Source organism: Faecalibacterium sp. Marseille-Q4164, from assembly GCF_017377545.1.
GTDB lineage: Bacteria > Bacillota > Clostridia > Oscillospirales > Ruminococcaceae > Faecalibacterium > Faecalibacterium duncaniae.
In genome coordinates, this window is record NZ_JAFREJ010000003.1 from 107,937 (window position 1) to 132,111 (window position 24,175).

23 protein-coding genes, 1 tRNA gene and 1 riboswitch are annotated in these 24,175 nt (G+C 59.1%); of the genes, 15 read left to right on the forward strand and 9 right to left on the reverse strand.

Features of this window, described 5'->3' with window-relative positions; genetic code table 11:
• Positions 1–11: 11 nt before the first annotated feature.
• From secA to J3352_RS05540, 4 genes are all read left to right on the forward strand, one after another.
• The gene (gene secA / locus J3352_RS05525; protein WP_156066024.1) at positions 12–2,852 is read left to right on the forward strand and encodes a preprotein translocase subunit SecA; all 2,841 of its coding nucleotides are present in this window, start codon (positions 12–14) and stop codon (positions 2,850–2,852) included.
• A gap of 63 nt (positions 2,853–2,915) precedes the next feature.
• Entirely contained in the window at positions 2,916–3,170 is a 255-nt protein-coding gene (locus J3352_RS05530; RefSeq protein ID WP_097770846.1) for a type II toxin-antitoxin system HicA family toxin, read from the forward strand.
• The gene (locus tag J3352_RS05535) at positions 3,167–3,505 is read left to right on the forward strand and encodes a type II toxin-antitoxin system HicB family antitoxin (RefSeq protein ID WP_097772651.1); all 339 of its coding nucleotides are present in this window, start codon (positions 3,167–3,169) and stop codon (positions 3,503–3,505) included. Before J3352_RS05530 ends, J3352_RS05535 begins: the two co-directional genes overlap by 4 nt.
• Positions 3,506–3,533: 28 nt before the next feature.
• The gene (locus J3352_RS05540) at positions 3,534–4,754 is read left to right on the forward strand and encodes a M20 family metallopeptidase (protein ID WP_097772723.1); all 1,221 of its coding nucleotides are present in this window, start codon (positions 3,534–3,536) and stop codon (positions 4,752–4,754) included.
• A gap of 122 nt (positions 4,755–4,876) precedes the next feature.
• On the opposite strand, the gene J3352_RS05545 is transcribed toward J3352_RS05540, so the two are convergent.
• The 4 genes from J3352_RS05545 to J3352_RS05560 form a co-directional block, all read right to left on the reverse strand.
• A complete protein-coding gene (locus tag J3352_RS05545; protein ID WP_097772650.1) occupies positions 4,877–5,404 on the reverse strand; it encodes a QueT transporter family protein in 528 nt (175 codons plus the stop codon).
• A gap of 7 nt (positions 5,405–5,411) precedes the next feature.
• A riboswitch (PreQ1-III riboswitch) is annotated at positions 5,412–5,512 on the reverse strand.
• A gap of 114 nt (positions 5,513–5,626) precedes the next feature.
• The gene (locus tag J3352_RS05550; protein ID WP_097772649.1) at positions 5,627–6,514 is read right to left on the reverse strand and encodes a DegV family protein; all 888 of its coding nucleotides are present in this window, start codon (positions 6,512–6,514) and stop codon (positions 5,627–5,629) included.
• A complete protein-coding gene (locus J3352_RS05555; protein WP_035394116.1) occupies positions 6,505–7,011 on the reverse strand; it encodes a tRNA (cytidine(34)-2'-O)-methyltransferase in 507 nt (168 codons plus the stop codon). The genes J3352_RS05550 and J3352_RS05555 overlap by 10 nt, the downstream gene beginning before the upstream one ends.
• Positions 7,012–7,021: 10 nt before the next feature.
• Positions 7,022–7,858: a bifunctional hydroxymethylpyrimidine kinase/phosphomethylpyrimidine kinase gene (locus tag J3352_RS05560; protein ID WP_242699891.1), complete on the reverse strand. Its 837-nt coding sequence runs from the start codon at positions 7,856–7,858 to the stop codon at positions 7,022–7,024.
• Positions 7,859–8,023: 165 nt separating this feature from the next.
• Here J3352_RS05560 and J3352_RS05565 point away from each other — a divergent pair, with 165 nt between their 5' ends.
• The gene (locus tag J3352_RS05565) at positions 8,024–8,236 is read left to right on the forward strand and encodes a hypothetical protein (RefSeq protein ID WP_005932932.1); all 213 of its coding nucleotides are present in this window, start codon (positions 8,024–8,026) and stop codon (positions 8,234–8,236) included.
• A gap of 49 nt (positions 8,237–8,285) precedes the next feature.
• Here J3352_RS05565 and J3352_RS05570 read toward each other — a convergent pair whose 3' ends face one another.
• The 3 genes from J3352_RS05570 to mtaB all read right to left on the reverse strand — a co-directional run bounded on the left by J3352_RS05570 (position 8,286) and on the right by mtaB (position 12,107).
• The gene (locus J3352_RS05570) at positions 8,286–8,762 is read right to left on the reverse strand and encodes a hypothetical protein (RefSeq protein WP_005932934.1); all 477 of its coding nucleotides are present in this window, start codon (positions 8,760–8,762) and stop codon (positions 8,286–8,288) included.
• A 266-nt stretch (positions 8,763–9,028) separates the two neighbouring features.
• Positions 9,029–10,582, reverse strand: a complete 1,554-nt coding sequence (locus J3352_RS05575) for a 4Fe-4S dicluster domain-containing protein (RefSeq protein WP_197036470.1) — start codon at positions 10,580–10,582, stop codon at positions 9,029–9,031.
• Between the two features lie 229 nt (positions 10,583–10,811).
• Complete coding sequence (mtaB, locus tag J3352_RS05580) at positions 10,812–12,107, reverse strand: tRNA (N(6)-L-threonylcarbamoyladenosine(37)-C(2))-methylthiotransferase MtaB (RefSeq protein ID WP_099357234.1); 1,296 nt, start codon at positions 12,105–12,107, stop codon at positions 10,812–10,814.
• 281 nt (positions 12,108–12,388) lie between these two features.
• Between mtaB and J3352_RS05585 the strand changes: the two genes are divergently transcribed.
• The 9 genes from J3352_RS05585 (at position 12,389) to J3352_RS05625 (ending at position 20,215) form a co-directional block, all read left to right on the forward strand.
• Positions 12,389–13,627, forward strand: coding sequence for a D-alanyl-D-alanine carboxypeptidase family protein (locus J3352_RS05585; RefSeq protein ID WP_156066018.1), 1,239 nt, complete (start codon positions 12,389–12,391; stop codon positions 13,625–13,627).
• A gap of 220 nt (positions 13,628–13,847) precedes the next feature.
• On the forward strand, positions 13,848–15,179 hold the full coding sequence (locus J3352_RS05590) for a glucose-6-phosphate isomerase (protein WP_156059688.1): 1,332 nt from the start codon (positions 13,848–13,850) through the stop codon (positions 15,177–15,179).
• A 59-nt stretch (positions 15,180–15,238) separates the two neighbouring features.
• The gene (locus J3352_RS05595; protein ID WP_035394124.1) at positions 15,239–15,643 is read left to right on the forward strand and encodes a hypothetical protein; all 405 of its coding nucleotides are present in this window, start codon (positions 15,239–15,241) and stop codon (positions 15,641–15,643) included.
• Between the two features lie 134 nt (positions 15,644–15,777).
• Positions 15,778–16,278 carry a DUF177 domain-containing protein gene (locus J3352_RS05600; RefSeq protein WP_097770854.1) on the forward strand — a complete coding sequence of 167 codons (501 nt, stop codon included), beginning with the start codon at positions 15,778–15,780 and terminating at the stop codon, positions 16,276–16,278.
• Between the two features lie 26 nt (positions 16,279–16,304).
• On the forward strand, positions 16,305–16,484 hold the full coding sequence (rpmF, locus tag J3352_RS05605; protein ID WP_005920250.1) for a 50S ribosomal protein L32: 180 nt from the start codon (positions 16,305–16,307) through the stop codon (positions 16,482–16,484).
• Positions 16,485–16,575: 91 nt separating this feature from the next.
• Positions 16,576–17,907 carry a DUF512 domain-containing protein gene (locus J3352_RS05610; RefSeq protein ID WP_156066016.1) on the forward strand — a complete coding sequence of 444 codons (1,332 nt, stop codon included), beginning with the start codon at positions 16,576–16,578 and terminating at the stop codon, positions 17,905–17,907.
• An 18-nt stretch (positions 17,908–17,925) separates the two neighbouring features.
• A complete protein-coding gene (gene der / locus J3352_RS05615; protein ID WP_117476275.1) occupies positions 17,926–19,269 on the forward strand; it encodes a ribosome biogenesis GTPase Der in 1,344 nt (447 codons plus the stop codon).
• Positions 19,270–19,287: 18 nt separating this feature from the next.
• Positions 19,288–19,947, forward strand: coding sequence for a glycerol-3-phosphate 1-O-acyltransferase PlsY (gene plsY / locus J3352_RS05620; RefSeq protein WP_097772644.1), 660 nt, complete (start codon positions 19,288–19,290; stop codon positions 19,945–19,947).
• Positions 19,948–20,139: 192 nt separating this feature from the next.
• A tRNA-Ala gene (locus tag J3352_RS05625) sits at positions 20,140–20,215 on the forward strand.
• A 160-nt stretch (positions 20,216–20,375) separates the two neighbouring features.
• On the opposite strand, the gene J3352_RS05630 is transcribed toward J3352_RS05625, so the two are convergent.
• Both J3352_RS05630 and J3352_RS05635 read right to left on the reverse strand, forming a co-directional pair.
• Positions 20,376–21,473 carry a phosphotransferase enzyme family protein gene (locus J3352_RS05630; RefSeq protein WP_156066014.1) on the reverse strand — a complete coding sequence of 366 codons (1,098 nt, stop codon included), beginning with the start codon at positions 21,471–21,473 and terminating at the stop codon, positions 20,376–20,378.
• Between the two features lie 17 nt (positions 21,474–21,490).
• Positions 21,491–22,357 carry an AraC family transcriptional regulator gene (locus tag J3352_RS05635; RefSeq protein WP_097770858.1) on the reverse strand — a complete coding sequence of 289 codons (867 nt, stop codon included), beginning with the start codon at positions 22,355–22,357 and terminating at the stop codon, positions 21,491–21,493.
• A gap of 414 nt (positions 22,358–22,771) precedes the next feature.
• On the opposite strand from J3352_RS05635, the gene J3352_RS05640 reads away from it, so the two are divergent.
• Positions 22,772–24,142 (forward strand): carbohydrate ABC transporter substrate-binding protein, encoded by a 1,371-nt coding sequence (locus J3352_RS05640; protein ID WP_156066012.1) that lies wholly within the window; start codon positions 22,772–22,774, stop codon positions 24,140–24,142.
• Positions 24,143–24,175: the final 33 nt, after the last annotated feature.

Sequence of the window (24,175 nt, forward strand, 5' to 3'; positions counted from 1 at the left end):
GAGGTGTAACAATGTCCCTTGCTGAAAAACTCTTTGGCAGCTTCTCTGACCGGGAGCTGAAAAAGATCAATCCCATTACCAAAAAGGTGCTGGCACTGGAAACAAAGTATCAGCCGATGTCCGATGCCGAGCTGCAGGCGCAGACCCCGGCCCTGAAAGAGCGGCTGGCAAACGGCGAGACGCTGGATGATATCCTGCCCGATGCCTTTGCTGTCTGCCGCGAAGCTGCCTGGCGTGTGCTGGGCATGAAGCACTTCCCTGTGCAGATCATGGGCGGCATTGCCCTGCACCGCGGCTCCATTGCCGAGATGCAGACCGGTGAAGGCAAGACCCTGGTGGCCACCCTGCCCGCCTACCTGAACGCCCTGACCGGCGAGGGCGTGCACATCGTCACCGTCAACGATTACCTGGCCAAGCGCGACAGCGAGTGGATGGGCAAGCTCTACCGCTGGCTGGGCCTGAATGTCGGCCTGATCGTGCAGGGCATCGATGGCGATGCCCGCCGCCGTGCCTACAACGCCGATATCACTTACGGCACCAACAATGAGTACGGCTTCGACTACCTGCGCGACAACATGGTGACCTATAAGGACAACATGGTGCAGCGCGGCCACGCCTTTGCCATTGTCGATGAGGTGGACTCCATCCTGATCGATGAGGCCCGCACCCCTCTGATCATCTCCGGCAAGGGCGAGGATTCCTCCAGCCTGTACACCCAGGTGGACCGCTTCGTCCGCACCCTGCACAAAAGCGTGGTGGTCGAGCTGGAAGATAAGGTGGAGGCCGATGAGCAGACCGACGGCGATTATGTCGTGGACGAAAAGCACAAGACCTGCACCCTGACCGCAAAGGGCATCCAGAAGGCCGAGGAATACTTCAAGGTCGAGAACCTGGCCGCCGCAGAGAACATGACCCTGGCCCACCACATCGATCAGGCCATCAAGGCTTACGGCGTGATGCAGAAGGATATCGACTATGTCGTGAAGAATGGTGAGGTCATCATTGTGGACGAGTTTACCGGCCGCCTGATGATCGGCCGCCGCTACAACGAGGGCCTGCATCAGGCCATTGAGGCCAAGGAGGGTGTGAAGATCGCCGCCGAGAGCAAGACGCTGGCGACCATCACCTTCCAGAACTACTTCCGCATGTACAAGAAGCTGTCCGGTATGACCGGTACCGCCAAGACGGAAGCCACCGAGTTCACCGAGATCTACGGCCTGAACATCGTCACTGTGCCCACCAACCGCCCCAACATCCGCAAGGATTACCCGGACGCGGTCTACAAGACCGTCAACGGCAAGTACAAGGCTGTCATCGAGCAGGTGCTGGAATGCCACAAGAACGGCCAGCCGGTTCTGGTGGGTACCGTCAGCGTGGAAAAGAGCGAGACGCTGGCCAAAATGCTGCAGAAGTACACCCGCGATTTCAATGTTCTGAACGCCAAGAACCACGAGCGCGAGGCTGAGATCGTGGCGCAGGCCGGCAAAAAGGGTGCCATCACCATTGCAACCAACATGGCAGGCCGTGGTACTGATATCATGCTGGGCGGCAACGCCGAGTTCATGGCCAAGGCCCAGATGCGCAGGGAACACTTCTGTGAGAACCTGCTCGACCCCGAAAAGCCGCAGGATGCCGACCCGAATGCGGTGGAGCTCCTGCTGACTGAGGCCGACGGCCACGGCGACACCAACGATGAAAAGATCCTGGCGGTGCGGAAACGGTTTGAGGAGCTGTATGCCCAGTACAAGCCGGCCATCAGCGCCGAGGCAGAGGAAGTGCGCAAGGCCGGTGGTCTGTTCATCATCGGTACGGAGCGGCACGAGAGCCGCCGCATTGATAACCAGCTGCGCGGCCGTGCAGGCCGTCAGGGCGACCCCGGCGCGTCCCGCTTCTACCTGAGCCTGGAAGATGACCTGATGCGCCTGTTCGGCGGTGACCGCGTTTCCAACCTGATGGATACCCTCAAGCTGGACGAGGATACCCCCATTGAGAACCGGATGATCACCAATACGCTGGAGAGCGCCCAGAAAAAGCTGGAGGGCCGCAACTTTGAGATCCGTAAGAACGTGCTGAAGTACGACGACGTGATGAACCAGCAGCGCGAGATCATCTATGGCCAGCGCCGCAAGGTGCTGGACGGTGAGGATATCAGCACCGAGATGCACAACATGCTGCGGGAGAACATCGATTCCAGCTGCAAGCAGTTCCTGGCCGGAGATGTGAAGGACGAGTGGGACTTTGGTGCCCTGCGCCGCCACTATCAGGGCTGGCTGACCACCGATGCCGACTTCCACTACACTGTGGCCGATTACGACAGCCTCTCCCAGAAGGGCATCGCCGATCTGCTCTACGACCGCGGAATGCAGATCCTGCAGGCCAAGGAAGTGCGGTACGGCGCACCGGTCATGCGTGAGCTGGAGCGCATCTGCCTGCTCAAGTGCGTGGACCGGATGTGGATGGATCACATCGACAACATGGACCAGCTGCGGCAGGGCATTTCCCTGCGCGGCTACGGCCAGAAGGACCCCGTGGTGGAGTACCGCATCGAGGGCTTTGACATGTTCGACCAGATGGTGGATTCCATCCGGGAGTCCAGCATCAAGATGCTGCTGACCATCGAGGTGCGGCAGGCCGGTGCAGCCCCCAAACGGGAGCAGGTGGCCAAGCCCACCGGCGAGGGCTTTGTGCCCGGCAACGGTGCGCCCGGTGTCAAGGGTGCCCCCAAGGGCCAGCCTGTCCGGGTCATCAAGATCGGCCGCAATGACCCCTGCCCCTGCGGCAGCGGCCTCAAGTGGAAAAAGTGCACCTGCGCCCAGTATCACCCCGAAGGGAGCAACGGTGGGGAAAATTGAGGTTGTAACTAAAAATAGTTGCAAATAAAGAAAAACGTGCTATACTGGAAGTAGGATGAGGATATGGGGCAGAAAGAAAAGCTGATCGAGCGGCTGAAAGCCAAGCCAAAGACTTTTACCTTTGATGATGCCGAAAGCCTGCTGCGATATTTTGGGTATGAGCGCTCCAACAAGGGCCGTACCAGCGGTTCCCGCATTGTGTTCGTATCGGAACAGTATCCACCGATCTTGATGCATAAACCCCATCCCCGAAAAGAACTGCTGGAATATCAGGTCAAGCAATTGATTCAAATTCTGGAACAGGAGGGACTTCTGTGAATAACACGATGGAGTACAAGGGCTATGTTGGCAGTGTGGAGTTCTCGGAGGAAGATGGCCTGTTTTATGGCAAGGTCATGGGGATCCGGGCTCTGATCTCTTATGAGGGCAGCACCGCTGCAGAGCTGGTAAATGATTTCCACGGTGCAGTGGATGATTATCTGGCATTGTGCGAGGAAAACCACAACGAACCGGAACGTGCCTATAAGGGGAGCTTCAATGTCCGCATTTCCCCGGAATTGCACAAGCAGGCGGTCATTTTTGCAATGGCCCACAATATGAGTCTGAACAGTCTGGTGGAAAATTCCATTGAACAGGCTGTCCATGCAGGCTGAAAATCAAACAGAACGGGAGCTGACTGATATGTTGACTGCAAAAGAACTGCTGGGCCGTGCCCAGGCGCTGGAACCCCAGCTGGTGGAGTGGCGGCGCACCCTGCACCGTCACCCGGAGGTGGGCTTTGATCTGACCCAGACCAAGGCACTGGTGAAAAAGGCCCTGACCGAGATGGGCTACGAGCCCAAGGACTGCGGCAAGGCCGGTGTCATTGCGCTGGCAGGCGGCAAAAAGCCCGGCAAGACCATCCTGCTGCGGGGCGATATGGATGCCCTGCCCATTCAGGAGGAATCCGGCGTGGATTACGCTTCCGAGGTGTCGGGCAAGATGCACGGCTGCGGCCACGATATGCACACGGCAATGATGCTGGGTGCTGCCCAGCTGCTCAAGGAGCACGAGGATGAGATCGAGGGCACCGTCAAGCTGGAGTTCCAGCCCGCCGAGGAGATCTTCCAGGGCTCCCCCGATATGATCGCCAACGGCCTGCTGGAAAACCCCAGCGTGGATGCGGCAGTCATGTTCCATGTGCTGGGCGGAATGCCCATTCCCGCCGGTGTGGTACTGGTGCCTGCCTGTGGCGGCATCACCATGGCAAGCTGTGAGCAGTATCACATCATCGTCCACGGCAAGGGCGGCCACGGTTCCATGCCGGAAAAGTGCATCGACCCCATCACGGCGGCGGCACACATCCACATTGCCCTGCAGGAGATCAACAGCCGTGAGCTGGATGCCCACAGCTTTGGCGTGTTCACCACCGGCCGCTTCCAGGCAGGCGCGGCCTCCAATGTCATCCCGGACAGCGCGGAGATGTGGGGCACCATCCGCACCACCGACCCCGAGGGCGCGGTGACGGAGCTGCTGCACAAGCGGATGACCGAGATCGTGCAGGGGGTGGCCACGGCTTACCGCTGCACCGCCGAGATCACCTTCAGTGATTACTGCCCCTGCATGGTGGTGGACAAGGAGCTTGCCGGCAACGCCCTGACCTATATGGGTGAGCTGCTGGGTAAGGGTGCAATGGATATGACCCCGATGACCGGCGGCAAGCCCGGCGGCGGCAGCGAGGATTTCGCGTTCGTCAGCCATGAGGTGCCCACCGTGAGCATGTTCCTGACGGCGGGCAACGCCAACGAGGGCTACACCTACGGCCAGCATCATCCCAAGGTGAAGTTTGATGACAGTGTCCTCTTTGAGGGCAGCGCGGCCTATGCCTATATGGCCCTGCGCTGGCTGCAGGAGCACAAGTGATCGGATAAAAACAAAGACCTCCTCTGGAAAACGGCCAGAGGAGGTCTTTCTATATTATGGGCAAAAAGGCCGAGCAACGGAAAAGCCTTTGCCTTATGAATCTGTCTTGTCTGCCTGCTCGATCAGGCTTCCAGGAACACTTTGCGCAGGGAGGTGTTGGTCTCCACGATCTTCACCAGCAGCACGCCCAGCACGGTGCAGCTGATGAGCTCACCGATGCCGACGGAGATGCCGTTGGTGATGCAGGCCAGCCACAGCGGAGCGGAGGAAGAGGGATCGGGGAACATGACGGCGATCTCAATGCCGATGATGACCGCATTGAAGAGCACGGGCGGCAGGGAAGGCACGATGGCCAGACCCTTGAAGCGGACGTTCCGCAGTTTGTAAGTCACAATACAGGCCAGCAGGGTGGCCAGAGTGCCAAAGATAACATCCACGATGGTGGAGCCCAGCAGGTTTGCCAGGAAGCAGCCCAGCACCACGCCCACGATGTACTCGGCACCGAACACGGGCAGCAGGCAGAGGGCCTCGGCAACACGCACCTGCACCGCACCGTAGGAGAACGGCTGCAGCGCCATGCAGAGCACCACATAGAGAGCTGCGACCACAGCGCAGCGGGCCAGTTTGCGGACAGTAAAATTCTGATTCATAACAATACTCCGGCGGATGAATTTTGACCGCACAGGGACCGCCAGCCCTATGGGTTTGGCCCGGCACGGTTCGAGACACGCCGGGGAGCCTAAAATCCTAAGTTGCTCTTTCAGGTTGCCGCGAAAAAACGCAGCAAAAGGGAGTATAGCATAAATTGCCGCAAAATGCAACGGCCTGCAAACAAAAAAGAACTGCCGCGGCGGGCAGTTCTCAGAAAAAACTCAGCGTGCGTGGCCAACGTAGACCAGAGCAATGGTGTCGGGGCCGGTGTTGGCGGAAACAACGCCGCCCAACGGGAAGGTGATGAGCGGGTCTTTGCCGAACGCCTTGCGGCAGGCCTTGATCAGATCATCCTTCTGGGGGATGTTGGTGTGGCCGATCATATAATCAAAGTCCTCCACACCCTCGCTGCGCTTTTTGGCCAGCTCCACCATGGCGGGCACGACCTTGTCATCGCCGCGCACCTTGGCCTCCACCTTGGTCTTTCCGTCGATCAGGGTGATGATGGGGCGGATGCCCATCAGCTCGCCCATGACAGCGGCGGCGGCAGAGATGCGGCCGCTCTTCTTCATCTGCTTCAGGCTGTAAGGTCCGAGAACGATCTCCATCTTGTCCATCTGGGTCTCGAACTCCTGAATGACGTGGCTGATCTCCGCGCCGTTCTGCAGCTTGCGCGCCATCTCGCAGACATACCAGCCAAAGGGCATGGAGTAGGTGTGCGGGTCCAGCAGATGGATCCGCAGGTGGTGCTCCGGGCGCTCTTCCCGCAGCATCCCCTGGGCCATCACAGCGTTGTTGTAGGTGGAGGAGCCGCTGCGGTTGATGGGTACATGGATCACATCGGTGTAGCCCTCGTCCACATACTGGCAGTACTTTTCGCAGAACTGGATGGGGGTGATGGCAGCCGTGGAGGGAATGCCCTTGGCGGCGCGCATCTTTTCGTAGAACTCCTCATTGGTGCAGCTCTCACGCTCGATATAGTCTACATCATCCAGCAGGATGTGAAAGCTCATAATATCAATGCCGTACTTCTCGGCCAGCTCCTGCGGAATATCGCAGGAGGAATCGGTCAGGATCGCGATCTTGCTCATAATGTCCCTCATTTCCATTCGTATTCTCGCAGGCGGCCATGGTCCAGCAGCTCCGGGAAATCCCACTGGCGCAGGACCTCGTACACACCCACAGCTACACTGTTGGACAGGTTCAGGCTGCGGCAGGTATCCCGCATGGGCATCCGGATGCAGTGCTCCTGATTGGCCGCCAGCAATGCCTCAGGCAGGCCGGCATCCTCCCGCCCGAACACAAGGTAGGCCCCGTCCGGGTACTGGATGTCGGTGTAGCGCTGGGGCGCTTTGGTGGTAAAGTAGTAGAACGGGCCTTTGTTCCGGGCAAAGAAATCCTCCAGCCCATCATAGTAATTGATGTCGAGGTAGTGCCAGTAGTCCAGCCCGGCATGCTTGAGCTTTTTGTCATCGATGGCAAAGCCCATGGGCCCCACCAGATGCAGGCGGCAGGCCGTGCAGGCACAGGTGCGGGCCACGTTGCCGGTGTTCTGGGGGATACGCGGCTCTACCAGAACAATGTTCAGGGTCGGTTTTTCGCTCATGGAGGCCTCCTCAGTCATTCCAGCTCACCGGGCAGAGCCGGGGCAGCAGGGGCTCGAACCAGACACCATACCGGGTGTCCTGATCGGCGGGGGTCTGCTGAATGGCCAGCGAGACGAACTCGGCGGCGTTGTCGGCAGCGGCGCTCAGGGCGTTGCCCTGGATCAGCGAGCCAATGAGCACGGCACCGTACAGGTCACCCGTGCCCGGGAAGCTGCGGCTGATGTGCAGCTTTTTGATGACGAAGCGCTCGCGGCCGGAGCCTGCGCAGCCGATGTACTTGCCCAGTGCGAGGCCGGTGACCACCGCGCTGGGGGCCAGCGTCAGCAGCTCGTCGGCCAGCGCCTGAGCGGAAGCGTCATCGAATGCGTCGGTCTGGGGCTCCCGCTCCAGCAGCAGGGCGGCCTCGGTGGCGTTGGGCAGGATCAGGTCTGCCTGGCGGCAGAGCCCGCGCATCCGGTCGATGAGAGCCGGGGTCACTGTGGAGTAGGCTTTGCCGTTGTCCCCCATCACAGGGTCCACCACCTTGCGGGCAGCGGGCCAGAGATCGAACGCCTTTTCGGCCAGCGCCACCTGCTCCTCGCCGCCTAAGTAGCCGGTGTAGATACAGTCAAACTCCACACCCAGCTCCCGGTAGTGCTCCAGAGCGGCCAGCCCGTAGGCGGCACCGTCCAGCCGTGCCGGTGTGCCCAGACCACCCGTGTGGGTGGAGAGCACCACAGTGGGCAGGGCCACAGGCTGGCAGCCCATAACGGACAGCACCGGCAGGATGACCGCCAGGCTGCACCGGCCCATGCCGGAGAGGTCGTGAATGCAGAGAATTTTTTTCGGTTCAGTCGGTTTCAACAAAAAGGATCCTCCTTTGCGCCATCCACGGGCCGCACAGGGCCCAGTTTCTCAGCGTATGATACAGTATACCACATTTTGCGGGACAAAAAAAGCGCATACCGGATTCTTTACAGGAAATACTAGCCACAGCGGCAAAAAATCACACAGTGGAAAGGAGAGAGCCACATGAAAAACACAAATCGTCAGCCTTCCTCCGGCAGTGTTCTGCTGGGCATGGCGGCAGGCGCGGCCCTGGGGGCCGTGGGCACCATGGCAATGGCACAGAACCAGCGGCAGGTCAAGCGCACCGCACGCAAGCTGGCCAAGGGCGCGGAACGCGCCATGAGCCAGCTGGACACCATGGTCACGGATCTCGTGGAGCGCAGGATGGATCTGTGAGGGCAAACAAAAAGGCAGGGCCCGCGGGCTCTGCCTTTTTGCTTGCCATTTACTTCTGGTTCCAGATACACATCCGGGCGCTGGTGTTGATCTCGCCCAGGACCTGCAGGTCCATCTGAATGTTGCAGGTCACAAGGACCGATTTGTTCACATCGCTGCCGGTGAGCACCGAGGCTGGCAGGTTCTTGATGGTGAGCACCGCCGTGGCCTTGTTGAAATCACCGGTCAGGGTGCCGTCGTAGGTCACATCGCCGATGGTCAGGCCGGACAGATAGCCGGTGACACCCAGCTTGGATACCTGCATGACCGGCAGGGTCAGGGTGTAAGTGCCGTTGGCCTGCCGGGTGAGGGTGGCGGTGCGGTCGGGATCGATGCCGCTGTTGGCCATGGATTCCTTATCGGAGCGTTCCTTCCAGAATTTCACACCGACATTCTGGCTGCTGGCGGCACCGGCGCTGACAGCCAGCACCAACAGCAGCACCAGCGAGATCAGCGCTGCGCCGGAGCGTTTGAATGTATTTTTCATAAAGATCAACCTTTCCTGGCCGCGCGTGTGCGGCCTGCTCTGGTGTCCTGTTGGGGCAGAACACAGGGTTTGTCAACGCTAAAATATCACGCCAGCGATAATATGTCAATCTGCTTCGTGAGTTTTTTATAAAAAAGTTTCACTTATGAAATTAAAACTAGAAAAAATATCCGCTCCCATGTGCGGGAAGCGGATATTGTAAAACCTCTCAGGCGCTTTGCACCAGATCCCGTAATAGGGGAGGCAAGCCGCAGGTGACGGAGAGATTACAGCTCAAAATTGGGGTCGTCCTTCAGAACGTGGATCTCGCTCATATAGGGGCTCTGCTCAGGGTCAGTGAAGGGAGCTTCCTTCATATACTTGTTCAGCTGGATGGCGGTGCGTGCGGGGTCGGCAATGGTGCCTGCGCCGCCGATGCAGCCGCCGGGGCAGCCCATGCCCTCCAGCAGGTAACCGTTGTACTTGCCGGCCTTGGCCAGCATCAGCAGCTTCTTGCAGTCGGCCAGACCCTGTGCAGAGGCGATCTTGACCTCCATATCGGGGTGCCATTCCTTGATCTTGTTGGCAACGGCATTGGCAACGCCGCCGGACTGTGCAAAGCCGCGGCCTGCAGCAGAGGCGGAGCAGAGTGCTGCTTCGTTCTCATCCACTTCCAGCAGATCGATGTCCAGATCCTTGCCCTCGATGATACCGGCCAGCTCCTCAAAGGTCAGCACAAAGTCCACGTCAGAGCGGACCGTGCGGCGGGAAGCTTCCAGCTTCTTGGCGGCGCAGGGGCCGATGAAGCACATGCGGGCGGTGGGGTCTTTCTGCTTCATCATGCGGGCGGTGAACACCATGGGGGTCATGGTCATGGAGATGTTCTTGGCCAGAGCGGGGAAGGCGGTCTTTGCCATCATGCTCCATGCCGGGCAGCAGGAGGTGGCCATGAAGTCCAGCTTCTCGGGAACTTCCTCCAGGAAGTCGTGGGCCTCGTCCACGGTGCACAGGTCAGCACCGATGGCGACCTCCACGACATCGTAGAAGCCGATGGCCTTCAGGGCAGCCTTCAGCTTGCCGGTGGAAGCCAGAGAGGGGAACTGGTTGATAAAGGCGGGAGCAACCAGAGCGTAGATGCGGTCGCCGCGGTTGAAGCCCTGGATCAGCTGGTAGATCTGGCCCTTGTCGGCAATAGCGCCGAAGGGGCAGTTCACCAGACACTGACCGCAGGATACGCACTTGCTGTAATCGATCTCGGCACGGCCCAGCTCGTCAGAGTGGATCGCACCCATGCCGCAGGCAGCGGCGCAGGGACGCTCGGTCTTGACGATGGCGTTGTAGGGGCAGACAGTGGCACAGCGGCCGCACTTGATGCACTTTTCCTGATCGATGGTGGAGCGGCCGCTCTCCCAGGTGATGGCCTTTTTGGGGCAGACTTCCATACAGGGGTGGGCCAGACAGCCCTGGCACAGGTCAGAGACCTTGACCAGCTTCTCGGGGCAGCGGTTGCAGGCAAACTTGATCACATTCACCAGCGGGGGATCATAATACTTATCGGCGATGGAGGCATCCTCCAGGCCGGAGACCACACTGTTGTGCTCGTCCATGCGGCGGGTGGGCAGGCCCATGGCCAGACGGACACGCTCCTCAACGATGGCGCGCTCCAGGAAGATGTCCTTGCGCAGCTTGCCTTCCTCACCGGGGATGATGGTGTAGGGGATCTTGCGCATCAGGTGGTTGGCCTGTTCGCCCTTGACGTTGGCATAAGCCATGCGGGCAACCTCGGTAAACACCTGACGGCGGATCTGAATGACTGTGGTATTGATTCCTCGAAAACTCATTCCAATCTCTCCTTGTTCAGAAACAGAAAACATCCCGTCCCACACTGGACTGCGGCAGACGGAATTTGCTTTGCTCCGGGCCGGCTGGTACAGCACCGCTGCAACCGGCGCTCCGACCCAGATATCCAGTTTCATTTTAACATAAACGGGCCTGTGTGAAAAGAGAAAACTTCAAATATGTTAAAGAATTAGCAAATAGTACAGGACGCACAAGATTTAACGAACTTTTTTAGCAGAGTGCTGCACGGACGCGCTCGCCATCGTACTCGCCCAGCCTGACGTGAACGATCTCACCGCTCTTGTGGCCGGGGGCAGAGACCACCACCGGGATGTACAGCCGGGTGTAGCCTGTGAACAGCGTCTCGGAGAGGGGTGTTTCCAGCAGGACCTCGTCCTCGGTGCCGACATGGGCGGCCAGTACCTCCCGGCGGACCTCCTCGGCCAGCGCGTTCATCTCGCGGCTGCGGGCCTGCTTCTCCCGCTCATGCACCTGCGCAGGGAAATCATAAGCCGGGGTGCCGCTGCGGCGGGAGTAGGGAAACACATGGACTTTCAGGAAGCCGATCTTCTTGAGGAAGGCACAGCTTTCCTCAAAGTCGGCCTGGGTCTCACCGGGGAAGCCGCAGATGCAGTCGGTGGTAAAGCTGACAGGGCGCTCCCCATAGGCGGCGCGGATCTGGTCCACCACCTGGGCGTACTGCTCCGCGGTGTAGACCCGGCGCATCCGGCGCAGAGTGGAGGTGCAGCCGCTCTGCAGGCTGAGGTGGAACTGGGGGCAGAGCTTTTCCACCGCTGCCAGCCGGGTGATGAACTCCGGGGTCAGCATGTCGGGGTCCAGGCTGCCCAGACGGATCCGCTCGATGCCCTCCACCTGAGCGCATTTTTCCACCAGCTCCACCAGATTGGTCCCGGTGTCCAGACCGTAGCTGGGCAGGGAAATGGCGCTGAGCACGACCTCGCGGTAGCCGGAGGCGGCCAGCTGGCGCAGCTCCTTCAGGATGCTGTCCTCGGCGCGGCTGCGCACCGGGCCGCGGGCGCGGGGGATGACGCAGTAGGCACACTGGCGGTTGCAGCCGTCCTCCACCTTGATAAAGGCGCGGGTGTGGGTCTCGAACCGCTCCACGGGCAGCTCCTCAAACAGCTCGCCCCGCTGGTGGGGTGTAACGGCAACGATGCGCTCGTGGCCGTCCAGCAGCTTGAGCACATTGTCCAGGATGGCCTTGCGGTCTCCGTTGCCGCAGACGAGGTCAGCCTCCATGAACTGGGCAGCCTCCTCGGGGAAAGCCTGAGGATAGCAGCCGGTGAGCACGGTCACGGCACCGGGATTTTCGCGCTTGGCGCGGCGCAGCCACTTGCGGCTCTTCTGGTCGCCGAAGTTGGTCACGGTGCAGCTGTTCACCACAAAAACATCCGCTTCTTCGCCCTCCGGCACGATGGTGAAGCCAGCGCCCCGGAACATCTGCTCCAGCGCGCCGGTCTCGTTCAGGTTGACCTTGCAGCCAAGGGTATAAAAACAAACTCGCATAAAGATCCTCTCAGATGAACGGCCTCACCCTCTCCGTCAGCGCTGACGCGCTGCCACCTCTCCCGAAGGGCGAGGCTTTGGCAATCCATGCAAAGTTACTGGTTTTGTCAAAAGCTCTCCCTTTGGGAGAGCTGGACGCGAAGCGGCCTGAGAGGGTGAGCCAGCTAAAGTGTTTATAAACTCTCCTATTATAGCAGATTTTCATCCCGTAGAAAAGGGCATTGACCCCTCTTTTTTTGCATAGAATGCAACCAGAGACTTTACGCGGGGAGGTACGAGGAATGGAACGGAGAAATTTGGCCCTGCTCTGCGCGGGGGTGCTCTGCTTCTGGCTGTTTGCGCTGGCTGTGGGTACGGCACAGGGGGCCGGGCTGCGGGTGGCCATTGGGGAAACGGGACCGGCAGTGCAGGCGGATGCCCCGGCGGTGCTGGCGGCGGCTCCGGCCAACAGCGGGCTGCAGCTGGAATGCCGGGCGGCAATCCTCATGGAGCCGGAGACAGGCCGTGTGCTCTACGAGAAAGCACCGGATGAGCGGATGCCCATTGCTTCCATCACCAAGCTGATGACCCTGCTGCTGACCTTTGAGGCCATCCGCGGTGGAAAACTGACCCTCGATACCCCCGTGCCGGTGAGCGAGCATGCCTACCACATGGGCGGCAGTCAGATCTGGCTGGAGCCCGGGGAGCAGTTCACGCTGGATGAGATGCTGCGGGCCATCTGCGTTTCCTCAGCCAACGATGCCGCTGTAGCAGTGGCCGAGCTGGTGGGCGGCAGCGAGCCGGTGTTCGTGGAACAGATGAACGCCCGGGCGGCGGAGCTGGGGATGACCAACACCACCTTCCGGAACGCCTGCGGGCTGGACACCGAGGGCCATCTCTCCACGGCGCGGGATGTTGCCATCCTGAGCCGGTACCTTCTCAATACCTGTCCGGAGCTGCTGCACTATACCGGCATCTGGACGGACAGCCTGCGGAACGGCCAGACCCAGCTGGTGAACACCAACAAGCTCCTGCGCCGGTACAGTGGCATCACCGGACTCAAGACCGGCACCACCAGCGGGGCGGGGGTCTGCATCAGCGCCAGCGCCACCCGGGACGGCCTGACCCTGATCGCCGTGGTGCTGGGGTCACCCTCCAGCGCCGACCGGTTCCACTCCGCCACCACCCTGCTGGACTACGGTTTTGCCAACTATGCCGCCGCCCCGCTGCCCACCCTGCCGGAGCGCCCGCTGGCGTTGGCCGTAAAGGGCAGCGCCGAGGACAGCGTGCCGCTGGATTACGCCGCCCTGCCCGAGACGATCCTGATAGAGAAGGGAACGGCCTCTGCCCTGCGGGCTGAGCTGACCCTGCCCGAGGAGCTGGAAGCCCCCGTGGAAAAGGGGCGGACGGTGGGAAAGGTGAGCATTTTTCAGGATGATACCTTATTGAATGAATACGAAGTAAAAGCGGCCGCGGATGCCCCGCTGCTGACCTTTGGCGGCGCGCTGGAGCTGCTGTGGCAGTGCCTGCTGGGAGCATAGCGGGCAAAAGAAACACATCACCGAATAAAAGCGGTTAGCAGAAACAAAGCGGCGTTGGCGGGCCTGAACAAAAGATGTCAGGACAGCCAAAAGAACACTATTAAAATTGTATGAAATCCGGGGATTTTGGCCTTGACTTTGCACGATTGGAACGGTACACTTATACTAACAAAACCCTCAGGGAGCACGTCCCGTAAAAACGTTTGGAGGTTCTGATAGAATGAGCGTCGTTCTGAATACAAAGCACCTCTCCAGTTTTATCAACGAAGAGGAATATAAGGCCATTTATCCTCAGGTGGAAGCGGCTCACAACCAGCTGGAAGCCAAGAATGGCCCCGGCAATGATTTCCTGGGCTGGATGTACCTGCCCCGCGATTACGACAAGGAAGAGTTTGCCCGCATCAAGGAAGCTGCCAAGAAGATCCGTGAGGACTCTGAGGTGCTGGTGGTTGCCGGCATCGGCGGCAGCTATCTGGGTGCCCGCGCTGTGATCGAGGCCGTCAAGGGCCTGTACCACAACGAGCTGGAGGATGGCCCCAAGATCTACTTCTGCGGCAACAGCATCAGCCCCAGCTATCTGAATGATATCATTGCTCTGTGCAAGGGCAAGAAGTTCTCCATCAATGTCATCTCCAAGTCCGGTACCACCACCGAGACCAGCCTGGCGTTCCGTGTTCTGCGCAAGCTGCTGGAGGATGAGATGGGTGTTGAGGAAGCCAACAAGCGCATCTATGCCACTACTGACCGTGCCAAAGGCACCCTGAAGCAGCTGGCTGACGCGCAGGGCTGGCCCACCTTCGTGGTTCCTGACGATGTGGGCGGCCGCTACTCCGTTCTCTCCGCTGTGGGCCTGCTGCCCATCGCTGCCGCCGGGATCAGCATCGACGAGCTGATGAAGGGCGCAGCCGATGCCATGGAGCGCTTCTCCGTGCTGAGCCCGGACAACGACGCTTACAAGTATGCCGCCATCCGCAACATCCTGTACCGCAAGGGCAAGGCTGTTGAGATCCTGGAGTGCTACGAGCCCAACTTTACCCTGATGAACGAGTGGTATAAGCAGCTGTTCGGCGAGAGCGAGGGCAAGGACAACAAGGGCCTGTTCCCCGCAAGCTGCATCTTCTCCACTGACCTGCATTCCATGGGTCAGTTCATCCAGGAAGGCTCCCGCATCATGTTCGAGACTATCGTGGATGTCAAAAAGCCTGCGCAGGATCTGTTCATCGAAGAGCTGGAGGGCAACTTCGACGGCCTGAACTTCCTGGCGGATCAGAATATGAGCGTGGTCAACCGCAAGGCCATGGAGGGCACCATCCTTGCCCACACCGACGGCGGCGTGCCTGAGGTACTGATCGAGGTGGACGACCTGACTGCTTATAATGTAGGCTACCTCATCTACTTCTTCTGGCGTGCCTGTGCATGCAGCGGCTACCTGCTGAGCGTGAACCCCTTCAACCAGCCGGGTGTCGAGAGCTACAAGAAGAACATGTTCGCTCTGCTGGGCAAGCCTGGTTACGAGAACCTGACCGCCGAGCTGGAAGCAAAGTTGAAGTAAGCAGGAAACAAAAAATGATCTCCCGCCGCAAGGCGTGGAAAATACAGGAGGACAGAACTATGATTAAACTGATTGTTGGTACCAAGGGCTCCGGCAAGACCAAGGCAATGATCGACCAGATCAATGACGCGGTCAAGACCTCCAAGGGCAATGTCGTTGTCGTGGAAAAAGGCATGAAGCTGACTTACGACATCGCCCCCGCTGCACGTCTGATCGATCTGGATGAGTATAAGATCGCCGGCGGCGAGATGCTGTACGGCTTTGTTGCCGGCCTGATGGCAAGCAACTACGATATCACCGACCTGTACATCGACGGCATCCTGAAGGTGCTGGATCACGATATCAACCGTCTGGGCGCTGTGCTGGACGAGATGGCCGCCATTGCAGGCGATTCCGTCAAGGTCACTGTTACTGTCAGTGCTGACGAGGCTGCTCTGCCCCACGACGTGAAAAAGTACCTGTAATTTTCTGAACTGAGCGCATTCCAACGGGCAGGAAACCGGAAAATCAAAATTTTTTCGGTTTTCTGCCTGTTTTGGTGTTGACAAAGGTTGGCTTTGGCGCTATACTAACAAAGCAGCCTTTTATGAGGTGTACTATGCAATTTGACCTGAGAAAGTTTATCGCAACCGGCACACAGCCTTACCATGCAGAGTTTCCCTGTGATTTGTCTGCACGGGACTTTGCCGGTGCAAGGATCGAACAGCCCGTGACGGCCAGCTTTACCGCTGAACCGGACGGCGACGAGGTCCGGATGACACTGCGGGCAAAAGCATTGGTGCACGGAGAGTGCGCCCGCTGTCTGGACCCGGTTGAGCGGGAAGAGACAGTTGAAGCGGAGTGGACAGCAAAGGAGCGGGATCTGGATGACCCGGATTTCGAGCTTCCGCTGGACGAAAAAGGACATCTGGATGTGGATGAATGGCTTGCCCAGGAGTTTATGTTCCAGATTCCCACGGTGTTGCTTTGCAGCGCCGACTGCCCGGGGTTATGCCCCCGGTGCGGCAAGAAGAGGGCAGATTGTACCTGCCCGCCGGAGGAAGACAAAGCCGCTCCTGTTGACGCAAGGCTCGCAATCCTCAAATCACTGCTGAACTGAGAAACCCATCAAGGAGGTGCAAAAATATGGCAGTACCTAAGAGACATCTTTCCAAGGCCCGCCGCGACAAGCGTCGCAGCAATGTTTGGAAGCTGGAGGCCCCCGCACTGGTCAAGTGCAGCAACTGCGGCTCTCTGAAGCTCCCCCACCAGGCATGTGGCAACTGCGGTTACTACAAGGGCGAGGAAGTCATCAAGAAGGCCTAATTTGCGCAAAATTGGTGGCACATTGGTGTTATGTTGAGAAGGGGATGGCGCAATGCCTTCCCCTTCTTTCTTTGTCTGGAGGTGAAATGCAATGGCGATCAAGATCGACCGCATCGATGCGGGCAGTGAAGCCGAGGCGCTGGGCCTGCAGCCCGGCGATGAGCTGCTGAGCGTGGATGAAAATGAGCTGAACGATACGCTGGACTATGATTTTTATACCGACAGCAGCAGCTTTCACCTGAAGGCAAAGGTTGCCGACGGCATCCGGGAGTGGGATGTCCGGCGCGCGGAGCGCGGCCCCTTTGGCTGCGATTTCTCCACCTATCTGGGCGACCAGAAGCATTCCTGCTCCAACCACTGCATGTTCTGCTTCATCGACCAGCTGCCCCCCGGTATGCGCGAGAGCCTGTATTTCAAGGATGATGACGAGCGGCTGAGCTTTCTGTTCGGCAACTACATTACCATGACCAATATGCAGGATCACGAGATCGACCGCATCATCAAGATGCACATCTCGCCCATCAACATCTCGGTGCACACCACCAACCCCCAGCTCCGTGTCCGGATGCTGGCCAACAAGCGGGGCGGCGAGGTGCTCAAGTACCTGCCCCGTCTGGTGGAGGGCGGCATCGCCGTCAACTGTCAGCTGGTGCTCTGCCGGGGTATCAACGATGGCGAAGAGCTTCGCCGCACCCTGGGCGACCTGCTGGAGCTGACCCCTATGGTGCAGAGCATTGCCGCTGTGCCCTGCGGTGTGACGGATTACCGCCAGAATCTGTTCAAGCAGACCCCCTATGATGCCGAGACCAGCGCCGCTGTCATCGACATTATGGAGGAGTTTGGCGATGAGTGCAAGCGCCGCCACGGCAAGCGCATCATCTACCCCAGCGATGAGTGGTATCTCAAGGCGGGGCGGCCCATCCCCCAGGCGGAGTTCTATGAGGACTTTGACCAGCTGGAAAACGGCGTGGGCATGATGCGCCTGTTCGAGGATGAATTCCGGGCAGAGCTGGACAGGCCCCACCGTATCTACGGCACCAAGCAGATCGATGTGGTCACCGGTACCATGGCAGGCCCCCTCATCACTGAGCTGATGGACGAGCTCCACCGCCAGTACCCCATGATCGGTGTAAAAGTTCACGTTGTCAAGAATAATTTCTTTGGCGGCAACGTGGGCGTGGCAGGGCTTGTCACCGCCACCGATATCATTGCCCAGTGTGAGGGAAAGCTGGAAAGCGGCACCCTGGGCATCCCCGCTGTCATGCTGCGGGAAGAAAAAGATACGTTCCTCGATGATATGACCATTGCCCAGCTGGGCGAACGGCTGGGGGTCAAGGTCGAGGTGCTGCCGGTGGGCGGCGGCGATGAGGCAAAAGCCCTGCTCCGCACCGGCCTGCATATTTCGAGAAGAAGAAGAGCATAACGAAAGGAGGAACCCCCTATGAGCAAACCCATCGTAGCAGTGGTTGGCCGCCCCAATGTGGGCAAGTCCACCCTGTTCAATAAGCTCTGCGGCCAGCGTCTGGCCATCGTGGAGGATACCCCGGGCATCACCCGCGACCGCATTTTTGCAAACTGCGAGTGGAGCGGCCACGAGTTCATGCTGGTGGACACCGGCGGCATCGAGCCCAAGGCGACCGAGGGTATTCTGGCCCACATGCGTGAGCAGGCAGAGATCGCCATTGACACCGCTGACTGCATCATCATGGTGGTGGATGTCCGCGACGGCCTGACCGCCGCCGACGAGGAAGTGGCCCACATGCTGCGCCGCAGCCACAAGCCCATCATCCTGGCTGTCAACAAGTGCGATAAGACCGGCGAGGCCCCCATGGAGCTATACGAGTTCTATAACCTGGGCTTTGACGAGGTGATGCCCATCTCGTCCGTGCACGGTCACGGCACCGGCGACCTGCTGGACGCTGTCTGCGCCCACCTCGATTTCAGCGAGACCGTGGTGGAGGAGGATCGCATCCCCGTTGCCATCATCGGCCGCCCCAATGTGGGCAAATCCAGCCTGACCAACCGCATTCTGGGCGAGAACCGGATGATCGTTGCCAACGAGGCTGGTACCACCCGTGATGCCATTGACACCCCCGTGGACAACGCCTACGGCAAGTTCATCTTTACCGATACCGCTGGTCTGCGCAAGCGGAGCAACATCTCTGACGGCCTTGAACGCTATATGGTCGTGCGCGCACTGGCCGCTGTGGAACGCAGCCGCGTGGCCCTGATCCTGGTGGATGCCACCGTCGGCTTCACCGAGCAGGACAGCAAGGTGGCCGGTTATGCCCACGAGCAGGGCAAGGCCTGCATCATCGTTGTCAACAAGTGGGATGCTGTGGAGGGCAAGGAGACCAACACCATGGAGCATCAGCGCCGGGATTACGCCGATTGCTTCAGCTTCATGGGATATGCGCCCATCATCTTTATTTCGGCCCAGACCGGCTATAATGTGAACAAGCTGATGCAGCTGATCCGTGACGTGGATGCCCAGAACGGTGCCCGCGTGCCCACCGGTGTCCTGAATGAGATGCTGGCCCGCGCTACCGCCCGGATGCAGCCGCCCAGTGACAAGGGCCGCCGCCTGAAGATCTTCTACCTGACCCAGGCTTCCACCCGTCCCCCGACGTTCGTGGCCTTCGTCAACTCCAAACAGCTGTTCCATTTCAGCTATCAGCGGTATCTGATCAACCAGATCCGGGAGAACTTTGGTCTGGAACACACGCCCATCCGCCTGGTGATCCGTGAGCGCGGCACCGGCAGTGTCGGCGCAAAAGATGTGTAACAGGGGAGGCGGCTGTTGATGATGACCTTCTTCATCGTTCTGGCTGCCGCTGCGCAGGCTTACCTGCTGGGCAGCGTGGACACCGGCATCCTGGTCAGCAAGTACCTGTACCACGATGATGTCCGCAATCACGGCAGCGGTGCGGCCGGTATGACCAACATGCTGCGCACCTTTGGCAAAAAGGCAGCGGCGCTCACCGCCGCAGGCGACGTGCTGAAAGGCGTTGCAGCTGTCTGCATCGGCCGCTGGCTCTTCGGGTTCCTGCCCGCAGATGCCGCCGTTTCGCCCTATCTGGGCGTGTATCTGACCGCCATTCTGGCCGTGGTGGGCCACACCAAGCCCATCTATTTCGGCTTCAAGGGCGGCAAGGGCGTGCTGGTGGCGGGAGGGGCCATCCTGGCGATCCAGCCCATCCTCCTGCCGGTGCTGACCGTCGTTTTTCTGCTCTGCCTTGTTCCCACCGGCATGGTGTCGCTGGGCAGCATTGCAATGGCGGCATCCTATCCGGTGCTGACCCTCATCTACGGCCTGCTCAAGGGCTTCGCCGCTGACGACCTCATCGTCTGCGTGGTGGGAGCTGCCATCATGGGCGGCATGGTCATCTGGATGCACCGGGCCAATATCCAGCGCATCCGTGAGGGCAAAGAGTACCGCTTTGGTTCCAAGCACAAGCAGTAACCGGAACAAAAATAACAGCGCATCCTTCGGGCAGAGCCTGCCTGCGGGATGCGCTGTTTTGCGTGGAGGGGGCTGTGCCCGGTCGATGTGCCTGCACGGTCCAGTTTACTGAAAAAACTTTGCAAAAAAGGTTGACAAAGGGCGGTGCAGCTGGTATAATAACACACGTCGCAGGACACAAACTGAATATGTGGGGGATTAGCTCAGCTGGGAGAGCGCTTGCATGGCATGCAAGAGGTCAGCGGTTCGATCCCGCTATTCTCCACCAAAAAAGCACTGTACTTCGTAGGAAGTATGGTGCTTTTCTTTTTCTCAGCCGCAAAAAATGGGGGCTGCACTGCCTTGTCTGCATCGTTTTCAGATGTTTTGCAGGCGGTTCAGTGCAGCCCCCGAGTCATTGGTGCTTCGGCAGGTCAGAGGATGCCGGTTCAGCTGACGATTTCCAGCATCTGATCGAACACCTCTTCCATCTGGCGCACCAGTGTGAACTGGGTGCGGGCGCGGTCAAGGTTGTGGTCGGGGCGGGCGGTGTGGAAATAGTGATCGCCCTCCAGATAGTCGGTCAGAAAGCGGATGCCGCACTCCAGCGTCATCAGCTTGGCACCCCAGGCAAGGCTCTTTTTCTCCGCAGGGCTCATGGAAGCCCCGGCGGTGGAGAGATACCCCTTGGCGAACACCTCGTACAGGTGCAGGTCAAAGTGGACCTTGCTCTGGTCGGGCTCGTCCTCGGCGCAGTCGTTGGCACCGGTGCGGATGGAGTCGCCGAAATCGTAGGCCGACAGGCCCGGCATCACAGTGTCAAGGTCAATGACACAGATGCCTTTTCCGGTGGCAGCATCGATCAGGACGTTGTTGATCTTGGTGTCGTTGTGGGTAACACGCAGCGGGATCTCACCAGCCGCCAGCAGATCCAGCAGGACATGGCAATCTTTTTCCCGCGCGTGGATGAAGGCGACCTCCGGTGCAATGTCCTTGGCCCGGCCCAGCGCATCGGCGGCAAGGGCTTTTTCAAAGTTTGCATAGCGGTTGGGCGTGTCGTGGAAGCGTGCAATGGTTTCGTGGAGGGTGGAGGCCGGATAATCTGCCAGCTGGTTCTGGAATTTGCCCAGGGTCTCGGCAACGGTGCGGAAGTCGGCCTCGCTGCCCACCTGCTGCAGGCAGATGGTGTCCTCTACAAAGTCGTAGGCACGCCACGCGCCGCCCTCGGCATCCAGATGGCAGGTCGCACCGGACAGGGTGGGGATCACGTTCAGGGTCTCCCGTGCCGGGTCGCCGCCTGCGGCAAGGATCTTCTCCCGCAGATGCCGGGTCACGCCGCAGATATTCTCCATCAGGCCAACCGGGTCGGTAAAGGTGTCGGTGTTGATGCGCTGCAGGATAAAGCGCTTGGAGTGATCCGCCCGCCAGACCACGAAGGTATCGTTGATGTGGCCTTCGCCGTAGTGACGGGCATCGTAGACCACCGGCCCGCCAAAATCAAAGGCATTTGCGGCGGCGCGGAGAATGGATTCGGTAACAGGTTTCATTTTGGGTTCCTCATTTCTTATCCTTCATGCCGTTTGGCAGGTGCAGGGCGTTGTCCCTGCCGCACCTGACGGCGGTATTCGTTGGGGGTCAGGCCTTCCGCCTTGCGGAAGCACTGCGAAAAGTAGCTGGGGGAGGAAAATCCCATCAGCTCGCTGATCTGCGCCAGACTGTAGCCGGTGTTGCCCAGCATATATTTGCTCTCCTCAATGCGGCGGCGGTTCAGGTAGGTGATGGGAGAAATGCCGTACGCCTTCTGGAAGGTGTGGGCCAGATAATACTTGTTGATGTGGGCGACCTCAGCAAGGGTATCAAGGGAGATGTCCTCCCGGTAGTTGTTGTCCAGATACCGCTTGATCTCCACGCATTCCCGGTTGTCAGAGCGGGGGGATTCCTCCACCTGCAAAGAGAGGGTGGTGCACCGCACCAGCCAGATGAGCAGGACTTCCAGCAGGTCCTGGCAGACGGTCTCGCAGCCGTCCAGGCTACGGTCTGCCTCAGCCAGCAGCATGTGCAGCAGCGTTACCATCCGCTCCCGGTTCTCCCGGCAGTTGAAGATGGCGTAGGTGGAATCGGCTTTGCCGAACAGGATCTCGATGCCCGAAACACCCAGCACGATGTATTCCAGAGGCGAGGCATTCAGGCTCAGTTCGGTATGCTCCACCTGCGGGTTGACGATGACCATATCGTCCGGTTTGACCGGGAACAGCTGCCCGCTGAGCAGAAACTGCCCCTCGCCGCTGAGGCAGTAGAACAGCTCCGTGCAGGAATGGGTGTGGACCGTGCTGTTCCAGTCGCCGCCAAATCTGCTCTTGCTGATGTACAGCAGCCGGAAGGATTCCCGTGGAGCGGGAGCGTGGCGGATATCAAAGCGCTCGGTACTCATAAAAGGCTCCTTTTGAAGCAGGCACAAAAAATATAAAAATAAAAGCAAGATACTAAAAATAAAATGCGAAAAACGCCGCACTGCTTCGTGCATTTTTTCCCATTATAGGGGCAAATAAGAAAAAAAGCAAGTCCTGTTTTTAGGTATGGTAAATATTTTCCTCTGCACAGAAAGACGGAAATGTGTCAAATTGGTTACAAGCAGGGAAAATGTACCAAAACAATGCTGCAAAATTTAGTGCTTTTGCTGAAGAAAATGATAAAAGAACAATATTTCTAAAAAATGAAACAACAAAGACCTTGTTGAAAACTGTAAAAACCTCTATATTGGGATCAGAAAAAAAACACAGCCCCGCGGGCAAAACCTGTTTGCTCCGGCTGTGCATGAATGGAACTTTATGATGGAGGACACATTATGAAACGTATTTCTCGTCGCAATTTCCTGAAAGTGGCCGGTGTGGGTGCCGCTGCACTGGGTCTGGCTGCCTGCGGCGGTTCTTCCAGCTCCACAGCTTCCAGCACGGCTTCTTCCGCTGCTGCATCTGCCGCTGCTGCTGAGGACGTGACCATCAAGGTCGCCGCCATCGAGACCGGCTATGGCGCTGATATGTGGAAGAAGGTCACTGAGGCCTTTACCGCCCAGACCGGCATCAAGGTGGAGCTGACCACCGACAAGAAGCTGGAGGATGTCATCGGACCTTCCATGCAGGGCGGCGATTACCCCGACGTGATCCACCTGGCTACCGGCCGTGAGGCTGCCCTGACCGAGCAGTTCATCAAGGGCAACTTGATCGCGGATATCACCGATGTGCTGAGCATGACCGTGCCCGGCGAGAGCAAGAAGGTGAGCGAGAAGATCGCAGGCGGCTTTACCGACACCTCCCTGACCAACCCCTACGGCGACGGCAAGACCTATCTGGCTCCCATGTTCTACAGCCCCTGCGGCCTGTTCTACAACGCCGGTTTCCTGAAGGAAAAGGGCTGGGACGTGCCCACCACCTGGGACGAGATGTGGGAACTGGGCGACAAGGCTGCCGCTGAGGGTACCTACCTGTTCACCTACCCCACCACCGGCTACTTTGATGCGTTCTTCTACGCACTGATGTATGCCGCCGGCGGCCCGGAGTTCTTCAACAAAGCCACCCACTATGAGGAAGGCATCTGGGATACCCCGGAGGCAAAGACCTGCTTTGACATCGTCAACAAGCTGGCTTCCTACACCAACCCCATTACCCCCGCACAGGCCAACGATCAGGACTTTACCCAGAACCAGCAGCTGGTGCTGGATAACAAGGCTCTGTTCATGCCCAACGGCACCTGGATCGTGGGCGAGATGGCCGAGGCTCCCCGTGCGGATGGCTTTGAGTGGGGCATGACCGCCCTGCCCGCTGTCAAGGTCGGCGGCGACCAGTACAGCTACACCTGGTTCGAGCAGGCATGGATCCCGGCTGGTGCCGAGCATCTGGATGCCGCCAAGCAGTTCGTGGCTTACCTGTACAGCGACGAGGCCTGCAAGCTGTTTGCCGAGAGCGGTGCCATCCAGCCTGTGCTGGGCATCGCCGATGATCTGGAAGGCGACAACAAGATGTTCTACTCCATCTACGACAACGGCGCAAAGGCCGCTATGGGCAACTTTGCCTCCTTCAGCGCCATCCCCGGCGTGGAGGTCCGCACCGTGTTCTTTGACCCCGTCAACTCTCTGGTGTCCGGCAGCATGACCGAGCAGCAGTGGATCGACGGCATCAAGTCCGCCAGCGACCAGATGCGTGCCAATATCATCGAATAATTGAACCCTGCCCAGCGGGGGCGGTTTTGACCG

Coding starts and splice junctions, on each gene's coding strand:
- secA (WP_156066024.1), top strand. CDS start 12: ATGTCCCTTGCTGAAAAACTCTTTGGCAGCTTCTCTGACCGGGAGCTG.
- J3352_RS05530 (WP_097770846.1), top strand. CDS start 2,916: ATGGGGCAGAAAGAAAAGCTGATCGAGCGGCTGAAAGCCAAGCCAAAG.
- J3352_RS05540 (WP_097772723.1), top strand. CDS start 3,534: ATGTTGACTGCAAAAGAACTGCTGGGCCGTGCCCAGGCGCTGGAACCC.
- J3352_RS05545 (WP_097772650.1), bottom strand. CDS start 5,404: ATGAATCAGAATTTTACTGTCCGCAAACTGGCCCGCTGCGCTGTGGTC.
- J3352_RS05550 (WP_097772649.1), bottom strand. CDS start 6,514: ATGGAAATGAGGGACATTATGAGCAAGATCGCGATCCTGACCGATTCC.
- J3352_RS05555 (WP_035394116.1), bottom strand. CDS start 7,011: ATGAGCGAAAAACCGACCCTGAACATTGTTCTGGTAGAGCCGCGTATC.
- J3352_RS05565 (WP_005932932.1), top strand. CDS start 8,024: ATGAAAAACACAAATCGTCAGCCTTCCTCCGGCAGTGTTCTGCTGGGC.
- J3352_RS05570 (WP_005932934.1), bottom strand. CDS start 8,762: ATGAAAAATACATTCAAACGCTCCGGCGCAGCGCTGATCTCGCTGGTG.
- J3352_RS05575 (WP_197036470.1), bottom strand. CDS start 10,582: ATGAGTTTTCGAGGAATCAATACCACAGTCATTCAGATCCGCCGTCAG.
- mtaB (WP_099357234.1), bottom strand. CDS start 12,107: ATGCGAGTTTGTTTTTATACCCTTGGCTGCAAGGTCAACCTGAACGAG.
- J3352_RS05585 (WP_156066018.1), top strand. CDS start 12,389: ATGGAACGGAGAAATTTGGCCCTGCTCTGCGCGGGGGTGCTCTGCTTC.
- J3352_RS05590 (WP_156059688.1), top strand. CDS start 13,848: ATGAGCGTCGTTCTGAATACAAAGCACCTCTCCAGTTTTATCAACGAA.
- J3352_RS05595 (WP_035394124.1), top strand. CDS start 15,239: ATGATTAAACTGATTGTTGGTACCAAGGGCTCCGGCAAGACCAAGGCA.
- J3352_RS05600 (WP_097770854.1), top strand. CDS start 15,778: ATGCAATTTGACCTGAGAAAGTTTATCGCAACCGGCACACAGCCTTAC.
- rpmF (WP_005920250.1), top strand. CDS start 16,305: ATGGCAGTACCTAAGAGACATCTTTCCAAGGCCCGCCGCGACAAGCGT.
- J3352_RS05610 (WP_156066016.1), top strand. CDS start 16,576: ATGGCGATCAAGATCGACCGCATCGATGCGGGCAGTGAAGCCGAGGCG.
- der (WP_117476275.1), top strand. CDS start 17,926: ATGAGCAAACCCATCGTAGCAGTGGTTGGCCGCCCCAATGTGGGCAAG.
- plsY (WP_097772644.1), top strand. CDS start 19,288: ATGATGACCTTCTTCATCGTTCTGGCTGCCGCTGCGCAGGCTTACCTG.
- J3352_RS05630 (WP_156066014.1), bottom strand. CDS start 21,473: ATGAAACCTGTTACCGAATCCATTCTCCGCGCCGCCGCAAATGCCTTT.
- J3352_RS05635 (WP_097770858.1), bottom strand. CDS start 22,357: ATGAGTACCGAGCGCTTTGATATCCGCCACGCTCCCGCTCCACGGGAA.
- J3352_RS05640 (WP_156066012.1), top strand. CDS start 22,772: ATGAAACGTATTTCTCGTCGCAATTTCCTGAAAGTGGCCGGTGTGGGT.